16 protein-coding genes are annotated in these 17,385 nt (G+C 60.7%); 10 read left to right on the forward strand and 6 right to left on the reverse strand.

Going from position 1 to position 17,385, the window contains the following annotated elements:
- Positions 1–72: 72 nt before the first annotated feature.
- From FHR27_RS05970 to gltA, 6 genes are all read right to left on the reverse strand, one after another.
- Positions 73–1,068: a glycosyl transferase family protein gene (locus FHR27_RS05970; RefSeq protein WP_179538063.1), complete on the reverse strand. Its 996-nt coding sequence runs from the start codon at positions 1,066–1,068 to the stop codon at positions 73–75.
- Positions 1,065–1,400: a TusE/DsrC/DsvC family sulfur relay protein gene (locus FHR27_RS05975; RefSeq protein WP_179538064.1), complete on the reverse strand. Its 336-nt coding sequence runs from the start codon at positions 1,398–1,400 to the stop codon at positions 1,065–1,067. The genes FHR27_RS05970 and FHR27_RS05975 overlap by 4 nt, the downstream gene beginning before the upstream one ends.
- Positions 1,397–1,696, reverse strand: a complete 300-nt coding sequence (tusB, locus tag FHR27_RS05980; protein ID WP_042553724.1) for a sulfurtransferase complex subunit TusB — start codon at positions 1,694–1,696, stop codon at positions 1,397–1,399. Before tusB ends, FHR27_RS05975 begins: the two co-directional genes overlap by 4 nt.
- Entirely contained in the window at positions 1,696–2,049 is a 354-nt protein-coding gene (tusC, locus tag FHR27_RS05985; RefSeq protein ID WP_042553723.1) for a sulfurtransferase complex subunit TusC, read from the reverse strand. Before tusC ends, tusB begins: the two co-directional genes overlap by 1 nt.
- 1 nt (position 2,050) lies before the next feature.
- Positions 2,051–2,443, reverse strand: a complete 393-nt coding sequence (tusD, locus tag FHR27_RS05990; protein WP_179538065.1) for a sulfurtransferase complex subunit TusD — start codon at positions 2,441–2,443, stop codon at positions 2,051–2,053.
- Positions 2,444–2,564: 121 nt separating this feature from the next.
- The gene (gene gltA / locus FHR27_RS05995) at positions 2,565–3,833 is read right to left on the reverse strand and encodes a citrate synthase (protein ID WP_042553721.1); all 1,269 of its coding nucleotides are present in this window, start codon (positions 3,831–3,833) and stop codon (positions 2,565–2,567) included.
- A 364-nt stretch (positions 3,834–4,197) separates the two neighbouring features.
- On the opposite strand from gltA, the gene sdhC reads away from it, so the two are divergent.
- The 10 genes from sdhC (at position 4,198) to brnQ (ending at position 17,202) form a co-directional block, all read left to right on the forward strand.
- Entirely contained in the window at positions 4,198–4,572 is a 375-nt protein-coding gene (sdhC, locus tag FHR27_RS06000; RefSeq protein ID WP_042553720.1) for a succinate dehydrogenase, cytochrome b556 subunit, read from the forward strand.
- Complete coding sequence (gene sdhD / locus FHR27_RS06005; protein ID WP_042553719.1) at positions 4,566–4,934, forward strand: succinate dehydrogenase, hydrophobic membrane anchor protein; 369 nt, start codon at positions 4,566–4,568, stop codon at positions 4,932–4,934. The genes sdhC and sdhD overlap by 7 nt, the downstream gene beginning before the upstream one ends.
- Positions 4,935–4,937: 3 nt before the next feature.
- Positions 4,938–6,710 (forward strand): succinate dehydrogenase flavoprotein subunit, encoded by a 1,773-nt coding sequence (gene sdhA, locus FHR27_RS06010; RefSeq protein WP_042553718.1) that lies wholly within the window; start codon positions 4,938–4,940, stop codon positions 6,708–6,710.
- A gap of 11 nt (positions 6,711–6,721) precedes the next feature.
- Positions 6,722–7,441: a succinate dehydrogenase iron-sulfur subunit gene (locus FHR27_RS06015; protein WP_042553717.1), complete on the forward strand. Its 720-nt coding sequence runs from the start codon at positions 6,722–6,724 to the stop codon at positions 7,439–7,441.
- Positions 7,442–7,691: 250 nt separating this feature from the next.
- Positions 7,692–10,523, forward strand: a complete 2,832-nt coding sequence (locus FHR27_RS06020; RefSeq protein ID WP_042553716.1) for a 2-oxoglutarate dehydrogenase E1 component — start codon at positions 7,692–7,694, stop codon at positions 10,521–10,523.
- Between the two features lie 72 nt (positions 10,524–10,595).
- A complete protein-coding gene (gene odhB, locus FHR27_RS06025) occupies positions 10,596–11,825 on the forward strand; it encodes a 2-oxoglutarate dehydrogenase complex dihydrolipoyllysine-residue succinyltransferase (protein ID WP_042553715.1) in 1,230 nt (409 codons plus the stop codon).
- Between the two features lie 95 nt (positions 11,826–11,920).
- The gene (lpdA, locus tag FHR27_RS06030) at positions 11,921–13,357 is read left to right on the forward strand and encodes a dihydrolipoyl dehydrogenase (protein WP_042553714.1); all 1,437 of its coding nucleotides are present in this window, start codon (positions 11,921–11,923) and stop codon (positions 13,355–13,357) included.
- A 200-nt stretch (positions 13,358–13,557) separates the two neighbouring features.
- Positions 13,558–14,724, forward strand: a complete 1,167-nt coding sequence (gene sucC, locus FHR27_RS06035) for an ADP-forming succinate--CoA ligase subunit beta (RefSeq protein ID WP_042553713.1) — start codon at positions 13,558–13,560, stop codon at positions 14,722–14,724.
- Positions 14,724–15,611: a succinate--CoA ligase subunit alpha gene (gene sucD / locus FHR27_RS06040; RefSeq protein WP_042553712.1), complete on the forward strand. Its 888-nt coding sequence runs from the start codon at positions 14,724–14,726 to the stop codon at positions 15,609–15,611. The genes sucC and sucD overlap by 1 nt, the downstream gene beginning before the upstream one ends.
- Positions 15,612–15,888: 277 nt before the next feature.
- Complete coding sequence (brnQ, locus tag FHR27_RS06045) at positions 15,889–17,202, forward strand: branched-chain amino acid transport system II carrier protein (RefSeq protein WP_042553711.1); 1,314 nt, start codon at positions 15,889–15,891, stop codon at positions 17,200–17,202.
- The last annotated feature ends 183 nt before the right edge of the window (positions 17,203–17,385 follow it).

Below are 17,385 nucleotides of genomic sequence, written 5' to 3' on the forward strand. Positions count from 1 at the left end.
CGTTTACTCCCCTGTCGTTCGATGCCTGGAGTCTACCCAGTCAGCTATGGACACAGGCCGTAAAAACCGGGTTCAACGAATCGGCTGGCTCGATAGGTGGCGCGCTTGCCAGCGTTCTTCCGCCTCCGCAAAGGCCGCCTTGCGCTGCAGGCCCAGCCCACGTAGGGCCAGGGCCATGGTGGCGATGATCGCCAGTTGACCGTAGGCATCGTCCGCTTCTCCCTGCCATACGGCTTGCAGGTGGGCCGGGTCCAGGCGCTCGGGTTTGACATGCCGGCGCTCGGAAAGCATCGGCCAGTCCTCGTCCCAGTTGACCCCGCCCTCGGTGCCGTACAGGTGGCAGATGGCGTCCGGGTTGAGCTCGATTTCGCCGCCATCGCCCTTGACCACGATGGCGCGATCACCCAGCAATTGGCTGGCCTCACGGTGCACCGCCTGATAGCCCGGATGGAAGATGCTCTGCAGACCGCAGCGTGCCGCCAGTGGATTGAGAATGCGAGCCAGGGAGTGGATAGGCGAGCGCAGGCCGAGCACGTTGCGCAGGTCGATCATGCGCTGCAGTGCCGGCATCCAATTGCCCAGAGGCATGAACGCCAGGTTCTGCTCGTCCAGACTTCGCGCGACCTGGTTCCAGTCCTTGCACAGCGGTATGGCCAGCTCGCCTAGCAGTTGCTCGCTGTACAGGCGCCCGGCGGTGTGCGCGCCGCCGCCGTGCATGAAGATGCGCAGGCCGCTGTTGGCCAGGGCCTTGGCAGCCAGCAGGAACCAGGGCAGGTGGCGTTTCTTGCCCGCGTAGGTGGGCCAGTCGAAGTCGACGGCGATAGCCGGTGCAGGCAGGCGCGCACGTACCGCTTCGGTGAAACCGGCCATCTCCTCGGCACTTTCCTCCTTGTGGCGCAGAAGCATGAGAAAGGCGCCAAGCTGGGTGTCTTCGACCTGGTCGTCGAGAATCATGCCCATGGCCTCGCGGGCTTCTTCACGGGTCAGGTTGCGCGCGCCGCGCTTGCCCTTGCCGAGAATGCGCACGAAGAGGGCGAAAGGGTGTTCGGCTGGGGTAATCAGGTTCATAGGCAATTCGTGGGCTTGGGCAGGCCCGCCAGCTTGGCGGCGAGTTTGGCAGGAGTGCCATTGAACAGGCGATTGAGATGCAGGCTGTTGCCTTTGTCCGGGCCCAGTTTGAGGGCAACGTACTTGATCAGCGGGCGATTGGCCGGCGACAGCTGGAATTCAGCGTGGAAGGCGCGCAGCAGCACGAGAATTTCCCAGTGCTCGTCGCTCAGTGGCAGGGCTTCACGCTCGGCCAGGGCGGCGGCCACGTCGCTGGACCAGTCCTGAAGATCGAGCAGATAGCCATCCTTGTCCAGTTCGATGGCGCGGTCATTGACGATCAGGGCGCTCATAGCCAGCTATTGACCTTGTCGAAGCGCGCGGCGAGGGCGACGAAGCCTGGATAGTCGATTTGCTGCAGGTCATCGGCAGGCTGCAGGCCGCGGGCCTGGATGTCTTCTTGCAGGGCGAACAGGGCAATCCCCGCGCCCAGGGCGCTCAGCGACTGCGCGTGCAGCGTGCCGGGCTGGCTGGCATAGGTGGCATCGCCACAGAGCAGCAGGCCGTCGCCGTTGCCCAGCAGGCGCAGGCAACTGCCCAGGCGGTCATCGCTGTAGGGAGAACTGGATAGTACGTGCAGGGTCGTCATCAGAGGGTGATCACTTGGTCGTATCGGTCGATGAGGTCACGCAGTCCGGCGCTGTCCAGGCGTTCGACCTCCAGCGAGGTTTCACGCAGGCCACGTTGTTGCAGGCTGTGACTGCAAGCGTACAGCGCTTCGACACCGAACATCGGCAGGGCCTGCAGGTTGGCGGTCAGGTCCTTCTGCTGCAGGGCCTGGGACTGCTGCCGGTGAGCCAGCTGCAGCACGCCATCATCGAGAAACAGCAGGCCGATGGGCAGATCGAAGGCACCACCAGCCAGGGCGATATCCAGCGCTTCACGGGCGCCGGGGCCCTGCCAGGGCGCCTTGCGGCTGATGATCAGCAATGAGCGGTTCATGTCAGTCGCCTCCGAAGCAGATCAGTCGGTCGGCCTGTTGCGCCGCCTCATGCAACTGGCCAAGGCCGGAGAGCACCCAGGGCGCTGGCAGATTGGCGGCCTGGCGTTCGTAGCGGCGCGCCTCCTGCTCGTCGAGCACGCCACGGCGCAGGGCGGCGGCGATGCACACCACGCCGTCGAGTTGCCGCTCGGCGATGAATGCACGCCACTGGCGAGCGACATCGATTTCATCCTGAGGACTGATGACGTTACCCGAGGCGCTGTGCACGCCCTCGGCGTAGAAGAACAGGCGCACGATCTCGTGGCCGCCTTGCAGTGCCGCTTCGGCGAAACGCAGGGCGCGGCGGGAGGAGGGAGCCGTAGGTGGCGAAAACAGGGCAATGGCGAATTTCATGAGCGGCCCGGTTGCGGAAACAGGGCGCCATGATAAGGCCTGAGTGCTTGGGAACAGAAATGAAAAAGCCCATATCCGCAGATATGGGCTTTCTTGTCACAGCCTGCTCGGCTCGAGCGGATTACTTGATATCGCGCTTGGTCGGGCCGGTGTACAGCTGGCGTGGACGGCCAATCTTGTACGGGCTGGAGAGCATTTCTTTCCAGTGCGAGATCCAGCCGACGGTGCGCGCCAGAGCGAAGATCACGGTGAACATGCTGGTCGGAATGCCGATGGCCTTGAGGATGATGCCCGAGTAGAAGTCGACGTTCGGGTACAGGTTACGTTCCTTGAAGTAAGGATCGTTACGGGCGATTTCGTCGAGCTTCATCGCCAGTTCCAGCTGCGGGTCATTGATGCCCAGCTCGGCCAGTACTTCATCGCAGGTCTGCTTCATGACCTGGGCGCGTGGGTCGAAGTTCTTGTAGACGCGGTGCCCGAAGCCCATGAGCTTGAACGGATCGTCCTTGTCCTTGGCCTTGGCGATGAACTTGTCGATGTTCGATACGTCACCGATTTCGTCCAGCATCGCCAGAACCGCTTCGTTGGCGCCACCGTGGGCCGGGCCCCAGAGCGCAGCGATACCGGCAGCGATACAGGCGAACGGGTTGGCACCCGAGGAGCCGGCAAGGCGAACGGTGGAGGTGGAGGCGTTCTGCTCGTGGTCGGCGTGGAGGATGAAGATCCGGTCCATCGCCTTGGCCAGCACCGGGCTGATCGGCTTGGTCTCGCACGGCGTGTTGAACATCATGTGCAGGAAGTTTTCCGCGTAGCTCAGGTCGTTGCGCGGGTACATCATCGGTTCGCCCTTGGAGTACTTGTACACCATGGCGGCGATGGTCGGCATCTTGGCGACCAGGCGCATCGCGGAAATATCGCGGTGCTGCGGGTTCTTGATGTCCAGGGAGTCGTGATAGAAGGCGGAGAGGGCGCCAACCACGCCACACATGACGGCCATCGGGTGGGCGTCACGGCGGAAACCGTTGAAGAAGGTCTTCAGCTGTTCGTGAACCATGGTGTGGTTCTTGATGGTGCTGACGAAGGCGGCTTTCTGCTCTTCGTCTGGCAGTTCACCATTGAGCAGCAGGTAGCAGGTATCCAGGTAGTCGGCTTTCTCGGCAAGTTGCTCGATCGGGTAGCCGCGGTGCAGCAGGATGCCCTTGTCACCATCAATGTAGGTGATCTTCGACTCGCAGGAAGCGGTCGACATGAAACCGGGGTCGAAAGTGAAATTGCCCGTGGCGGTCAGGCTTCGCACGTCGATCACATCAGGGCCAACGGTGCCGGATAAAACGGGCAGCTCGACGGGGGCTGCGCCCTCGATGATCAACTGCGCTTTTTTGTCAGCCATGTTTGGCCTCCTAGTTATGCTTGGAATCATCAGTCGGCCCCCCACGCAGGGCCCGCATCACTATAGTGTTATGAATCTGAAAGTCAATTTGCGAAAACCCAGGCAATAGAAGGGTTTGAGTGCGCTACCTGCGACAAAAGGGCGCGGCCTTTTACGCCATTTCCGGGCTTGACGCAATCGGTAGAAGGTCGAGGTGTCCGCGTTGTCATTAGCGACCTAACTGTCTATACTCTGCGCCCGACTGCCAAGGGCCTTACAGCCCGGATTCTGGTAGTTGTCACTTCTTGGGTGATGGGTACCTGACCAGTGCGCTTCCCGACAACTCAGCCCTGATAGCTGGGGCTCTCAGTGTGATAATAAAGCCGTGAATAGCCAACGACCTGTAAACTTAGACCTTCGGACGATAAAACTCCCAGTCACTGCTTACACGTCCATTCTTCACCGTATATCCGGCGTGATCCTTTTCCTCGGCATTGCCGTGCTGCTGTTCGGGCTCGACAAATCGCTGTCATCGGAAGAGGGCTTCGCCCAGGTGAAAGAATGCTTGACCAGCCCGCTGGCCAAGTTCGTGATCTGGGGACTTCTGTCCGCTCTGCTGTACCACCTGGTGGCCGGTGTGCGCCACTTGATCATGGATGCTGGAGTCGGTGAGACGCTGGAAGGCGGCAAGCTGGGTTCCAAAATCGTACTCGTCGTATCGGCGATCCTGATCGTGCTGCTGGGGGTGTGGATATGGTAACTAATGTCACGAATTTCTCGCGTTCGGGCCTCTATGACTGGATGGCACAACGCGTTTCTGCGGTCGTTCTCGCGGCTTACGTCCTGTTTCTGCTGGGCTACATCGTCCTGAATCCAGGCATGGGCTACGCCGAATGGCATGGTCTGTTCTCCAATAACGCAATGCGCATCTTCAGCTTGCTGACCCTCGTCGCGCTGGGCATCCACGCCTGGGTCGGCATGTGGACGATCTCCACCGACTACCTGACGCAGACCGCGCTGGGCAAGTGGGCCACCGTTGTGCGTTTTCTGTTCCAGGCCACGTGTGGCATCGCCATGTTCGTGTTCTTCGTCTGGGGCGTGCAGATTCTTTGGGGTTTCTGATTCATGACTAGCATCCGTACTCTTTCCTATGACGCCATCATCGTTGGTGGTGGCGGTGCCGGTATGCGCGCTGCGCTGCAGCTGGCGCAGGGCGGCCACAAGACCGCAGTGGTAACCAAGGTTTTCCCGACCCGTTCCCACACCGTATCCGCTCAGGGTGGCATCACCTGTGCCATCGCGTCGAACGATCCGAACGACGACTGGCGCTGGCATATGTACGACACCGTCAAGGGCTCCGACTACATCGGTGACCAGGACGCGATCGAATACATGTGTTCCGTTGGTCCGGAAGCCGTGTTCGAGCTCGAGCACATGGGCCTGCCGTTCTCCCGTACCGAGCAGGGCCGCATCTATCAGCGTCCGTTCGGCGGCCAGTCCAAAGGCCCGGACAACCCGACTCAGGCGGCCCGTACTTGCGCCGCTGCCGACCGTACCGGTCACGCGTTGCTGCACACCCTTTACCAGGCCAACCTGAAAGCCGGTACCTCGTTCCTCAACGAGTGGTACGCAGTGGATCTGGTCAAGAACCAGGATGGCGCCGTCGTTGGCGTCATCGCCATCTGCATCGAAACCGGTGAAACCGTCTACATCCGTTCCAAGGCCGTGGTTCTGGCCACTGGCGGTGCTGGCCGTATCTACGCGTCCACCACCAACGCGCTGATCAACACCGGTGACGGTGTGGGCATGGCGCTGCGTGCTGGCGTGCCGGTGCAGGACATCGAAATGTGGCAGTTCCACCCGACCGGCATCGCCGGCGCCGGTGTACTGGTCACCGAAGGCTGCCGCGGTGAAGGTGGTTACCTGATCAACGCCCACGGCGAGCGTTTCATGGAGCGCTATGCGCCCAACGCCAAGGACCTTGCAGGTCGTGACGTAGTGGCCCGCTCCATGGTCAAGGAAGTCATCGCCGGCAACGGCTGTGGCCCTGACAAGGATCACGTACTGCTGAAGCTCGATCACCTCGGTGAGGAAGTGCTGCACAGCCGTCTGCCCGGCATCTGCGAGCTGTCCAAGACCTTCGCCCACGTCGACCCGGTCGTCGCGCCTGTTCCGGTCATTCCGACCTGCCACTACATGATGGGCGGCGTTGCCACCAACATCCATGGTCAGGCCATCACCCAGGACGCCAATGGCGTCGATCGCATCATCGACGGTCTGTTCGCCGTGGGCGAAGTGGCTTGCGTCTCGGTGCACGGTGCCAACCGTCTGGGTGGCAACTCGCTGCTCGACCTGGTGGTATTCGGCCGCGCCGCTGGCCTGCACCTGGAAAAAGCGCTGAAAGAAGGCGTGGAAGTCCGTGGCGCCAGCGAGACCGACATCGAGCAGTCGCTCAAGCGTCTGTCCGGCGTCAACGAGCGTAGCACCGGCGAAGACGTCGCACCGCTGCGCAAAGAGCTGCAACAGTGCATGCAGAACTACTTCGGCGTATTCCGTACCGGCGAATACATGAAGAAGGGCATCACTCAGCTGGCCGATCTGCGCGAGCGCATCGCCAACGTCAAGATCTCCGACAAGAGCCAGGCTTTCAACACGGCGCGCATCGAAGCGCTGGAGCTGCAGAACCTGCTGGAAGTCGCCGAAGCCACTGCTATCGCAGCCGATACCCGTACCGAGTCCCGCGGCGCCCACGCCCGTGAAGACTACGAGGATCGTGACGATACCAACTGGTTGTGCCACAGCCTGTACTTCCCGGGTGAGAAGCGCGTGACCAAGCGTGACGTCAACTTCTCGCCGAAGACGGTCCCGGCGTTTGAACCCAAAGTTCGTACTTATTAAGGGTGGCTACCATGTCTCTTGGCAAAAGCTTGAAAGTCAGCGTTTATCGCTACAACCCGGAAGCGGACAAAGCGCCCTTCATGCAGGAATTCGACGTCGAGATCGACGGCAAGGACCTGATGGTGCTGGACGTGCTGGCCCTGATCAAGGAGCAGGACGAAGGCTTCTCCTACCGTCGCTCCTGCCGTGAAGGCGTCTGCGGTTCCGACGGCATGAACATCAGCGGCAAGAACGGCCTGGCCTGCGTCACGCCGATCTCCACCGTGGTCAAGGGCAACAAGCTGGTGATCCGCCCGCTGCCCGGGCTGCCGGTCATTCGTGACCTGGTCGTCGATATGAGCATCTTCTACAAGCAGTACGAGAAGGTGCAGCCGTTCCTGCAGAACGATACCCCGGCGCCCGCTATCGAGCGCCTGCAGACGCCGGAAGAGCGCGAGAAGCTGGACGGCCTGTACGAGTGCATTCTGTGCGCTTGCTGTTCGACCAGCTGCCCGTCGTTCTGGTGGAACCCGGACAAATTCCTGGGCCCGGCCGCGCTGTTGCAAGCCTATCGCTTCCTGGCTGACAGCCGTGATACCAAGACCGCGGAACGATTGGCGTCTTTGGATGATCCATTCAGTGTGTTCCGCTGCCGCGGCATCATGAACTGCGTGAACGTATGCCCCAAAGGGTTGAACCCAACCAAGGCAATCGGTCACGTTCGCAACATGCTGCTGCAGAGCGGTACCTGATTCACAGTTCTTTAGCTTGACCCGCAACGCCTGCCGCACCGACTTCATGTCGGTGTAGCAGTATAGCCAGGGCATCGGCCTAGCCGCCGATGTCCTTACACGAAAAATATGACGACCAGCAGGGGCATCCGGGCTGGTGCCCGGACTATCTGCGGGATTCTTGGTGGCTTTGTCGAAGTCGCTGTTACATGACTTCGAAAGCCAGTCGGTGTCCTCGCCGGTGGTGTCCCCTTACCGAGGGTGACCAAGCATGCAAGAAAGCGTGATGCAGCGCATGTGGGACAGTGCCCACCTATCCGGTGGTAACGCTGCCTACGTGGAAGAGCTCTATGAGCTCTACCTGCACGATCCCAACGCCGTGCCGGAAGAATGGCGCACTTATTTCGATAAGTTGCCGTCCGAAGGCAGTACCGCCAATGACGTATCGCACTCGACGATTCGTGATCATTTCGTGTTGCTGGCCAAAAACCAGCGTCGCGCTCAGCCGGCATCAGCCGGGACCGTGAGCAGTGAACACGAGAAGAAGCAGGTCGAAGTGTTGCGGTTGATTCAGGCATTCCGCATGCGTGGCCACCAGGCGGCTCAGCTCGATCCGCTTGGGCTGTGGCAGCGTTCTGTTCCTGCTGATCTGTCGATCAGCCATTACAGCCTTACCGACGCGGATCTGGACACCACCTTCCGCACGGGTGGTCTGGCAATCGGCAAAGAAGAAGCTACTTTGCGGGAAATCCGCGATGCTTTGCAGCAGACATATTGTCGCACCATCGGCTCCGAGTTCACCCACATCACCGATTCCGAGCAACGCAGCTGGTTCCAGCAGCGTCTGGAAAGCGTGCGTGGCCGTCCTCAGATCTCCGCAGAGGCACAAAGCCACCTGCTCGAGCGTCTGACTGCCGCTGAAGGTCTGGAAAAATACCTGGGTACCAAATACCCGGGCACCAAGCGCTTCGGTCTGGAAGGCGGCGAGAGCCTGATCCCGTTGCTCGACGAAATCATCCAGCGCAGCGGTTCCTACGGCACCAAGGAAATCGTCATCGGCATGGCCCACCGTGGCCGTCTGAACGTTCTGGTCAACACCTTCGGCAAGAACCCGCGCGACCTGTTCGACGAGTTCGAAGGCAAGAAGGTCGAGGGCCTGAGCTCCGGTGACGTCAAATATCACCAGGGTTTCTCCTCGAACGTGATGACGCAGGGTGGCGAAGTGCACTTGGCGCTCGCGTTCAACCCGTCTCACCTGGAAATCGTTTCCCCGGTGGTCGAAGGTTCGGTACGTGCTCGTCAGGATCGTCGCAATGATGTGGCGGGCGACAAGGTTCTGCCGATTTCCCTCCACGGTGACGCGGCATTCGCCGGTCAGGGCGTGGTCATGGAAACCTTCCAGATGTCGCAGACCCGTGCTTACAAGACGGGCGGCACCATCCACATCGTGATCAACAACCAGGTTGGCTTCACCACCAACCGTGCTGACGATGCGCGCTCCACCGAGTACTCCACCGACGTTGCCAAGATGATCCAGGCGCCGATCTTCCATGTGAATGGCGATGATCCGGAAGCCGTGTTGTTCGTCACCCAATTGGCTGTCGACTACCGCATGCAGTACAAGCGTGACGTGGTCATCGACCTGGTCTGCTACCGCCGTCGTGGTCACAACGAGGCCGACGAGCCAAGTGGTACCCAGCCGCTGATGTATCAGCAGATCGCCAAGCAGCGCACCACCCGCGAGCTCTATGCCGAAGCGCTGACCAATGCAGGTCGCCTGTCGGCAGAGGCCGTGCAAGCGCCGGTCGACGAGTACCGCACGGCACTGGACAACGGTCAGCACGTGGTCAAGAGCCTGGTCAAGGAGCCGAACAAGGAATTGTTCGTCGATTGGCGTCCATACCTGGGTCATGCCTGGACCGCGCGCCACGACACCCGTTTCGATCTGAAAACCCTGCAGGACCTGTCCGGCAAACTGCTGGAAACCCCGGACGGCTTCGTCGTTCAGCGTCAGGTCGGCAAGATCTATGAAGATCGCCAGAAGATGGGCGCAGGCGGCTTGCCGCTGAACTGGGGCTATGCGGAAACCATGGCCTACGCGACCCTGCTCGTCGAGGGTCATCCGATCCGCATCACCGGTCAGGACGTGGGCCGTGGCACGTTCTCGCACCGCCACGCGCAACTGCACAACCAGAAGGACGGCAGTGCCTACCTTCCGCTGCAGAACCTGTATGAAGGTCAGCCGCGTTTCGATCTGTACGACTCCTTCCTGTCGGAAGAGGCGGTACTGGCATTCGAATACGGCTACGCCACCACCACGCCGAATGCGCTGGTGATCTGGGAAGCTCAGTTCGGCGATTTCGCCAACGGTGCTCAGGTGGTGTTCGACCAGTTCATTTCCAGTGGCGAAACCAAGTGGGGCCGTCTGTGCGGTCTGACCATGCTGCTGCCACACGGTTATGAAGGGCAGGGGCCGGAGCACTCCTCGGCACGTCTGGAGCGTTACCTGCAGCTGTGCGCCGAGCACAACATCCAGGTTGCCGTTCCGACCACGCCGGCGCAGATCTACCATCTGCTGCGTCGTCAGGTCATCCGTCCGCTGCGCAAGCCGCTGGTGGTGCTGACGCCGAAGTCGCTGCTGCGCCACAAGCTGGCCGTGTCGACGCTGGAAGATCTGGCCGAAGGCTCGTTCCAGACCGTCATCCCGGAAATCGATGCAATCGATCCGAAAAAGGTCGAGCGTCTGGTGCTGTGCAGCGGCAAGGTCTACTACGACCTGCTGGAGAAGCGCCGTGCCGAAGGCCGCGAAGATATCGCCATCGTGCGTCTCGAACAGCTCTATCCGTTCCCGGAAGACGACCTGGCCGAAGTTCTCGCTCCGTACAAGAACCTCAAGCACATCGTCTGGTGTCAGGAAGAACCGATGAATCAGGGCGCCTGGTATTGCAGCCAGCACCATATGCGTCGTGCTGCTTCGGCGCACAAGAAGGCGCTGGTGCTCGAGTATGCTGGTCGTGATGCCTCGGCTGCGCCTGCTTGTGGTTACGCTTCGATGCACGCCGAGCAGCAGGAAAAACTGCTGCAGGATGCCTTCACCGTTTAATGCCATCGCGAAGGAGGTAGCTCAATTGGGGGCTACCTCCTCGAACAAACCGAATTTAAGGAACAGAACACAATGGCTATCGAGATCAAAGCCCCTACATTTCCCGAATCGGTCGCCGACGGCACCGTAGCGACCTGGCACAAGAAGCCGGGCGAAGCGGTCAAGCGCGATGAGCTGATCGTCGACATCGAAACCGACAAGGTAGTGATCGAAGTACTGGCCGAGGCCGATGGTGTCATCGCTGAAATCGTCAAGAACGAAGGCGACACCGTACTGAGCAACGAAGTACTGGGCAAACTGACCGAAGGTGGCGCAGCCGCTCCGGCCGCCGCTCCGGCGCAAGCCGCTGCAGCCCCGGCTCAGGCCGCGGCCCCTGCTGCCGCAGCCGCTGGCGACGACCAGATCCTGTCGCCTGCCGCGCGCAAGCTGGCTGAAGAAAACGGCATCGACCCGAACAGCATCAGCGGTTCTGGCAAGGGTGGCCGTGTGACCAAGGAAGACGTGGTTGCCGCTGTCGAAGCCAAGAAAAACGCTCCGGCTGCTGCTCCTGCTGCCAAGCCCGCCGCTGCTGCAGCTCCGGTTGTCGCTGCTGCTGGCGATCGCACCGAGAAGCGCGTGCCGATGACCCGCGTACGTGCCACCGTCGCTCGTCGTCTGGTCGAAGCTCAGTCGAACATGGCCATGCTGACCACGTTCAACGAAGTCGACATGTCCGAGATCATGGCGCTGCGCTCGCGCTACAAGGACCAGTTCGAGAAAGCTCACAACGGCACGCGCCTGGGCTTCATGTCCTTCTTCGTCAAGGCTGCCACCGAAGCGCTGAAGCGTCTGCCGGCGGTCAACGCTTCGATCGATGGCAACGACATCGTTTACCATGGTTATCAGGATATCGGCGTAGCTGTTTCCAGCGACCGTGGTCTGGTCGTACCGGTGCTGCGCAACGCCGAGTCGATGGGCCTGGCCGATATCGAAGCGGGCATCGCCGCCTACGGCAAGAAAGCCCGTGACGGCAAGCTGTCCATCGAAGAGATGACTGGCGGCACCTTCACCATCACCAACGGTGGTACTTTCGGTTCGATGATGTCGACGCCGATCGTCAACCCGCCGCAGGCCGCGATTCTGGGCATGCACAACATCATCCAGCGCCCGGTTGCGGTGAACGGCCAAGTGGTCATTCGCCCGATGATGTACCTGGCACTGTCTTACGATCACCGCCTGATCGACGGTAAAGAAGCCGTGACTTTCCTGGTGACCATCAAGAACCTGCTGGAAGACCCAGCTCGTCTGCTGCTGGACATCTAATACACCAGCCTCGAGCTGCAAGCGCCACGCTTCGAGTAGAAGCGCTCCGTTTTGCAGCTTGAGGCTTGAAGCTTGACGCTGAAAAGGAATCTTTTATGAGCCAGAAATTCGACGTGGTAGTCATCGGTGCCGGCCCTGGCGGCTATGTTGCCGCCATCAAGGCTGCACAACTCGGCCTGAAAACCGCGTGCATCGAGAAGTACCAGGACAAGGACGGCAAGATCGCCCTCGGTGGTACCTGCCTGAACGTCGGTTGCATTCCGTCCAAGGCGCTGCTGGACAGCTCCTGGAAGTACCATGAAGCCCATGACGGCTTCGCCGCTCACGGCATCAGCACCAAGGGCCTGAGCATTGACGTGCCGGCCATGGTCGGTCGCAAGAACACCATCATCAAGAACCTGACTGGCGGCGTTGCCGGCCTGTTCAAGGCTAACGGCGTAACCCTGCTGGAAGGCCACGGCAAACTGCTGGCTGGCAAGAAAGTGGAAGTCACCGACAAGGACGGCAAGACCTCCGTCGTCGAAGCCGAGAACGTGATCCTGGCATCCGGCTCGCGCCCGATCGACATTCCGCCGGCTCCGGTCGACCAGGACGTCATCGTCGACTCCACCGGCGCACTGGAATTCCAGTCCGTACCGAAGAAACTGGGCGTCATCGGCGCTGGTGTCATCGGTCTGGAGCTGGGTTCGGTCTGGGCCCGTCTGGGCGCCGAAGTGACCGTACTCGAAGCGCTGGACAAGTTCCTGCCTGCTGCTGACGAAGCGGTCGCCAAGGAAGCGCTGAAGACCCTCACCAAGCAGGGCCTGCAGATCAAACTGGGCGCTCGCGTGACCGGTTCCGAAGTCAAGAAGAAGCAAGTCACCGTCAACTACACCGATTCCGAAGGCGAGCAGAAGATCGTTTTCGACAAGCTGATCGTTGCCGTTGGCCGTCGTCCGGTCACCACCGATCTGCTGGCTTCGGACAGCGGCGTGGACCTTGACGAGCGTGGCTACATCTTCGTCGATGACCAGTGCGCCACCAGCGTTCCGGGCGTTTACGCCATCGGCGACGTGGTGCGCGGCATGATGCTGGCTCACAAGGCCTCGGAAGAGGGCGTGATGGTTGCCGAGCGTATCGCCGGCCACAAGGCGCAGATGAACTATGACCTGATCCCATCGGTCATCTACACCCACCCGGAAATTGCGTGGGTTGGTAAAACCGAGCAGCAACTGAAGAGTGAAGGCGTTGCCGTCAACGTCGGCACCTTCCCGTTCGCCGCCAGCGGCCGTGCCATGGCAGCCAACGACACCGGCGGTTTCGTCAAGGTGATCGCCGACGCCAATACCGACCGCGTACTGGGTGTACACGTGATCGGCCCAAGCGCAGCAGAGCTGGTGCAGCAAGGCGCTATCGGCATGGAGTTCGGTACCAGCGCTGAAGACCTGGGCATGATGGTCTTCTCGCACCCGACCCTGTCCGAAGCGCTGCACGAAGCAGCGCTCGCAGTAAACGGTGGCGCGATTCACATCGCCAACCGCAAGAAACGCTAAGAAATCGTCTGTCCGGCAGCGGCTCAAGGGTCGCTACCGTACGGACGGTTTTTCGCGAAGCAGAACCAAGGTGCATTGCCCGCGCAGGGCTCAGGCCCATGCGCGGAATGTGCACCTGACTGCCTAGAGGTGGTCACAGGTGGTGCGGCACGCAAGTGCAGCACCGATGCGCAATACCTAAACGAAAACGGTAGACAAGCATGAATCTTCACGAGTATCAGGGTAAGCAGCTGTTCGCTGAATACGGCCTGCCCGTATCCAAGGGCTTCGCCGTAGACACCCCGGAAGCAGCAGCAGAAGCCTGCGAAAAAATCGGTGGTACCGAGTGGGTCGTCAAGGCTCAGGTACACGCTGGTGGCCGCGGTAAAGCGGGTGGTGTGAAACTGGTCAAGAGCAAGGAAGACGCCAAGGCTTTCGCCGCCAACTGGCTGGGCAAGCGTCTGGTGACCTATCAGACTGACGCCAATGGTCAGCCTGTCACCAAGATCCTGGTCGAGTCCTGCACCGACATCGCCAAGGAGCTGTACCTGGGCGCTGTAGTCGACCGCTCCAGCCGTCGCATCGTGTTCATGGCTTCCACCGAAGGTGGCGTGGACATCGAGAAGATCGCTCACGAAACGCCTGAGAAGATCCTCAAGGCCACTATCGATCCGCTGGTCGGCGCTCAGCCGTTCCAGGGTCGCGAGCTGGCATTCCAGCTGGGCCTGGAAGGCAAGCAAGTCGCTCAGTTCGCCAAGATCTTCGTAGGTCTGGCCAAGCTGTTCAAGGATCACGATCTGGCTCTGCTGGAAGTGAACCCGCTGGTCATCAAGGCCGACGGCGACCTGCACTGCCTGGACGCGAAGATCAACATCGACGCTAACGCCATGTACCGTCAGCCGAAGCTGAAGACCTTCCACGACCCGTCGCAAGACGACGCCCGTGAAGCTCATGCCGCCAAGTTCGAACTGAACTACGTTGCGCTCGAAGGCAACATCGGCTGCATGGTCAATGGTGCCGGTCTGGCCATGGGTACCATGGACATCGTCAACCTGCACGGCGGCAAGCCAGCCAACTTCCTCGACGTAGGTGGCGGCGCAACCAAAGAGCGCGTGACCGAAGCCTTCAAGATCATCCTGTCCGACAGCAACGTAGCTGCCGTTCTGGTGAACATCTTCGGCGGTATCGTTCGTTGCGACATGATTGCCGAAGGCATCATCGGTGCAGTGAAGGAAGTCGGCGTCAAGGTTCCGGTTGTCGTCCGTCTGGAAGGCAACAACGCTGAACTGGGTGCCAAAGTCCTGGCCGAAAGCGGCCTGAACATCATCGCGGCAACCAGCCTGACCGACGCTGCTCAGCAAGTCGTCAAAGCTGCGGAGGGCAAGTAATGAGCGTCCTGATCAATAAAGACACCAAGGTTATCTGCCAGGGTTTCACTGGTTCGCAAGGTACCTTCCACTCCGAACAAGCCATCGCCTACGGCACCAAGATGGTTGGCGGCGTGACCCCAGGCAAAGGCGGTACTACCCACCTGAACCTGCCAGTGTTCAACACTGTGAAAGAAGCTGTAGAAGCTACCGGCGCTGACGCTTCGGTCATCTACGTTCCAGCTCCTTTCTGCAAGGACTCGATCCTGGAAGCTGCTTTCGGCGGCATCAAGCTGATCGTCTGCATCACCGAAGGCATTCCTACCCTGGACATGCTGGATGCCAAGGTCACCTGCGACGAGCTGGGCGTTACCCTGATCGGTCCTAACTGCCCAGGCGTGATCACTCCGGGCGAGTGCAAGATCGGCATCATGCCGGGTCACATCCACCTGCCAGGCAAAGTAGGCATCGTGTCGCGTTCCGGCACCCTGACCTATGAAGCCGTCAAGCAGACCACCGACGCCGGCTTCGGCCAGTCCACTTGCGTGGGCATCGGTGGTGACCCGATCCCGGGCTCCAACTTCATCGACATCCTGAAGCTGTTCCAGGAAGACCCGAAGACCGAAGCGATCGTCATGATCGGCGAGATCGGCGGTTCGGCTGAAGAAGAAGCGGCTGCCTACATCAAGGCCAACGTCACCAAGCCTGTAGTTTCCTACATCGCTGGTGTGACCGCTCCTCCCGGCAAGCGTATGGGCCATGCTGGCGCCATCATTTCCGGCGGCAAAGGCACTGCAGACGAGAAGTTCGCTGCACTGCAGGACGCTGGCGTGAAAACCGTGCGTTCCCTGGCTGACATCGGCAAGGCCCTGGCCGAGCTGACCGGTTGGGAAGTGAAGAAGGCGTAAGCCATCTGATCTGATCGAAAGAAGGCCACCCTCGGGTGGCCTTCTTTTTTGTCCCGAAAAAGTTGTTCAGGCGACAGCCGCTTACAGCCAATGGTCAGGTGGGGTGGCACGGGTAGGGCGGTTGCGGCAAAATCGTTAGCCTTGCAACTAATAGGTTTGGTCTCTACCCGAGGCGAGCCTGCAACCAAGGTTCGCGCCACGAGAGCGAACTACGTTTCCCACTATCCATCGGGATTCCCTCTCTCAACTCCGATTTAGCGATGTGGTATTTCTTCAAATGACTTCCCTGAAAAGCCAGGACGTTCTCGCCCTGGGATTCATGACTTTTGCCCTGTTCGTCGGGGCCGGCAACATCATTTTTCCACCCATCGTCGGCATGCAGGCAGGCCCCCATGTATGGCTGGCCGCGCTGGGCTTTCTGATCACAGCGGTCGGTCTGCCGGTGATCACCCTGGTCGCTCTGGCCAAGGTCGGTGGCGCCATGGACGCGCTGAGCAGCCCGATCGGCAAAGCCGCCGGTGTGCTGCTGGGTACGGTCTGCTACCTGGCGGTCGGCCCCCTGTTCGCCACCCCGCGTACCGCCACGGTGTCCTTCGAAGTGGGCCTGGCGCCGTTGACCGGCGATAGCCCGCTGGCGCTGTTCATCTACAGCCTGGTGTATTTCGTGATCGTACTGGGCGTCTCCCTGTATCCGGGGCGACTGCTGGACACCGTCGGGCGCGTGCTCGGCCCGATGAAGATCCTCGCGCTGCTGATCCTTGGCGGTACGGCCTTCGTACTGACACCCGGTGAAGTGGGGCCGGCAACCGCCGTCTATGAGGCGGCGCCATTCTCCCAGGGCTTCATCAATGGTTACCTGACCATGGATACCCTGGGGGCGCTGGTCTTCGGCATCGTCATCGTCAATGCCATCCGCTCCCGTGGGGTCGAGTCGCCACAATTGATCACCCGTTACGCCATCATCGCCGGGCTGATCGCCGGGGTCGGCCTGGCCGTGGTTTACATCAGCCTGTTCCGCCTCGGTGCGGGCAGCCATTCCATCGCGGCCGGCGCCACCAATGGCGCTGCGGTGTTGCATGCCTACGTTCAGCACACTTTCGGGGCACTGGGCAGCGGCTTCCTGGCCGTGCTGATCTCGCTGGCCTGCCTGGTCACGGCGGTTGGCCTGACCTGCGCCTGTGCAGAGTACTTCAGCCGTCTGGTACCGCTGTCCTATCGCAGTCTGGTGGTGATCCTCGCCGCGTTCTCGCTGCTGGTATCCAACCTGGGTCTGACCAAACTGATCCAGATATCCGTGCCGGTCCTCACCGCCATCTACCCGCCATGCATCGTCCTGATCGCTCTGAGCTTCTGCTGGGGGCTATGGAATTCGGCTGGTCGCGTGGTCGGACCGGTGATGCTGGTGGCAACGCTGTTCGGCATCGTCGATGGCCTGAAGACCGCTGGCCTGGATGGCGGTTTGCCGCAATGGCTGGTCAGCCTGCCACTGGCCGAGCAGGGCCTTGCCTGGCTGTTGCCGGCGGCCATCATGCTGGCCATCGCCAGTGGTTACGACTGGTTGCGTGGCAAGCCGCAGGAAGTGCTGGCCTGAGCATATCCGGTTGATCGAAAGCCGCTCGTATCAAACTGTGTGAAAACTACTGCGCTCGCTCATGCGGCGTTAAAAACCGGCTAAAAATGCTCATTTACAACTCGTAAACTGCGCTTTTTCGCCGGTTTTTGCCTTGCCTGACCTTCGCTCGCTACGTTTTCACACAGCCTGCAATGAGCGGCT

This window comes from Pseudomonas flavescens (genome assembly GCF_013408425.1).
Lineage (GTDB): Bacteria > Pseudomonadota > Gammaproteobacteria > Pseudomonadales > Pseudomonadaceae > Aquipseudomonas > Aquipseudomonas fulva_A.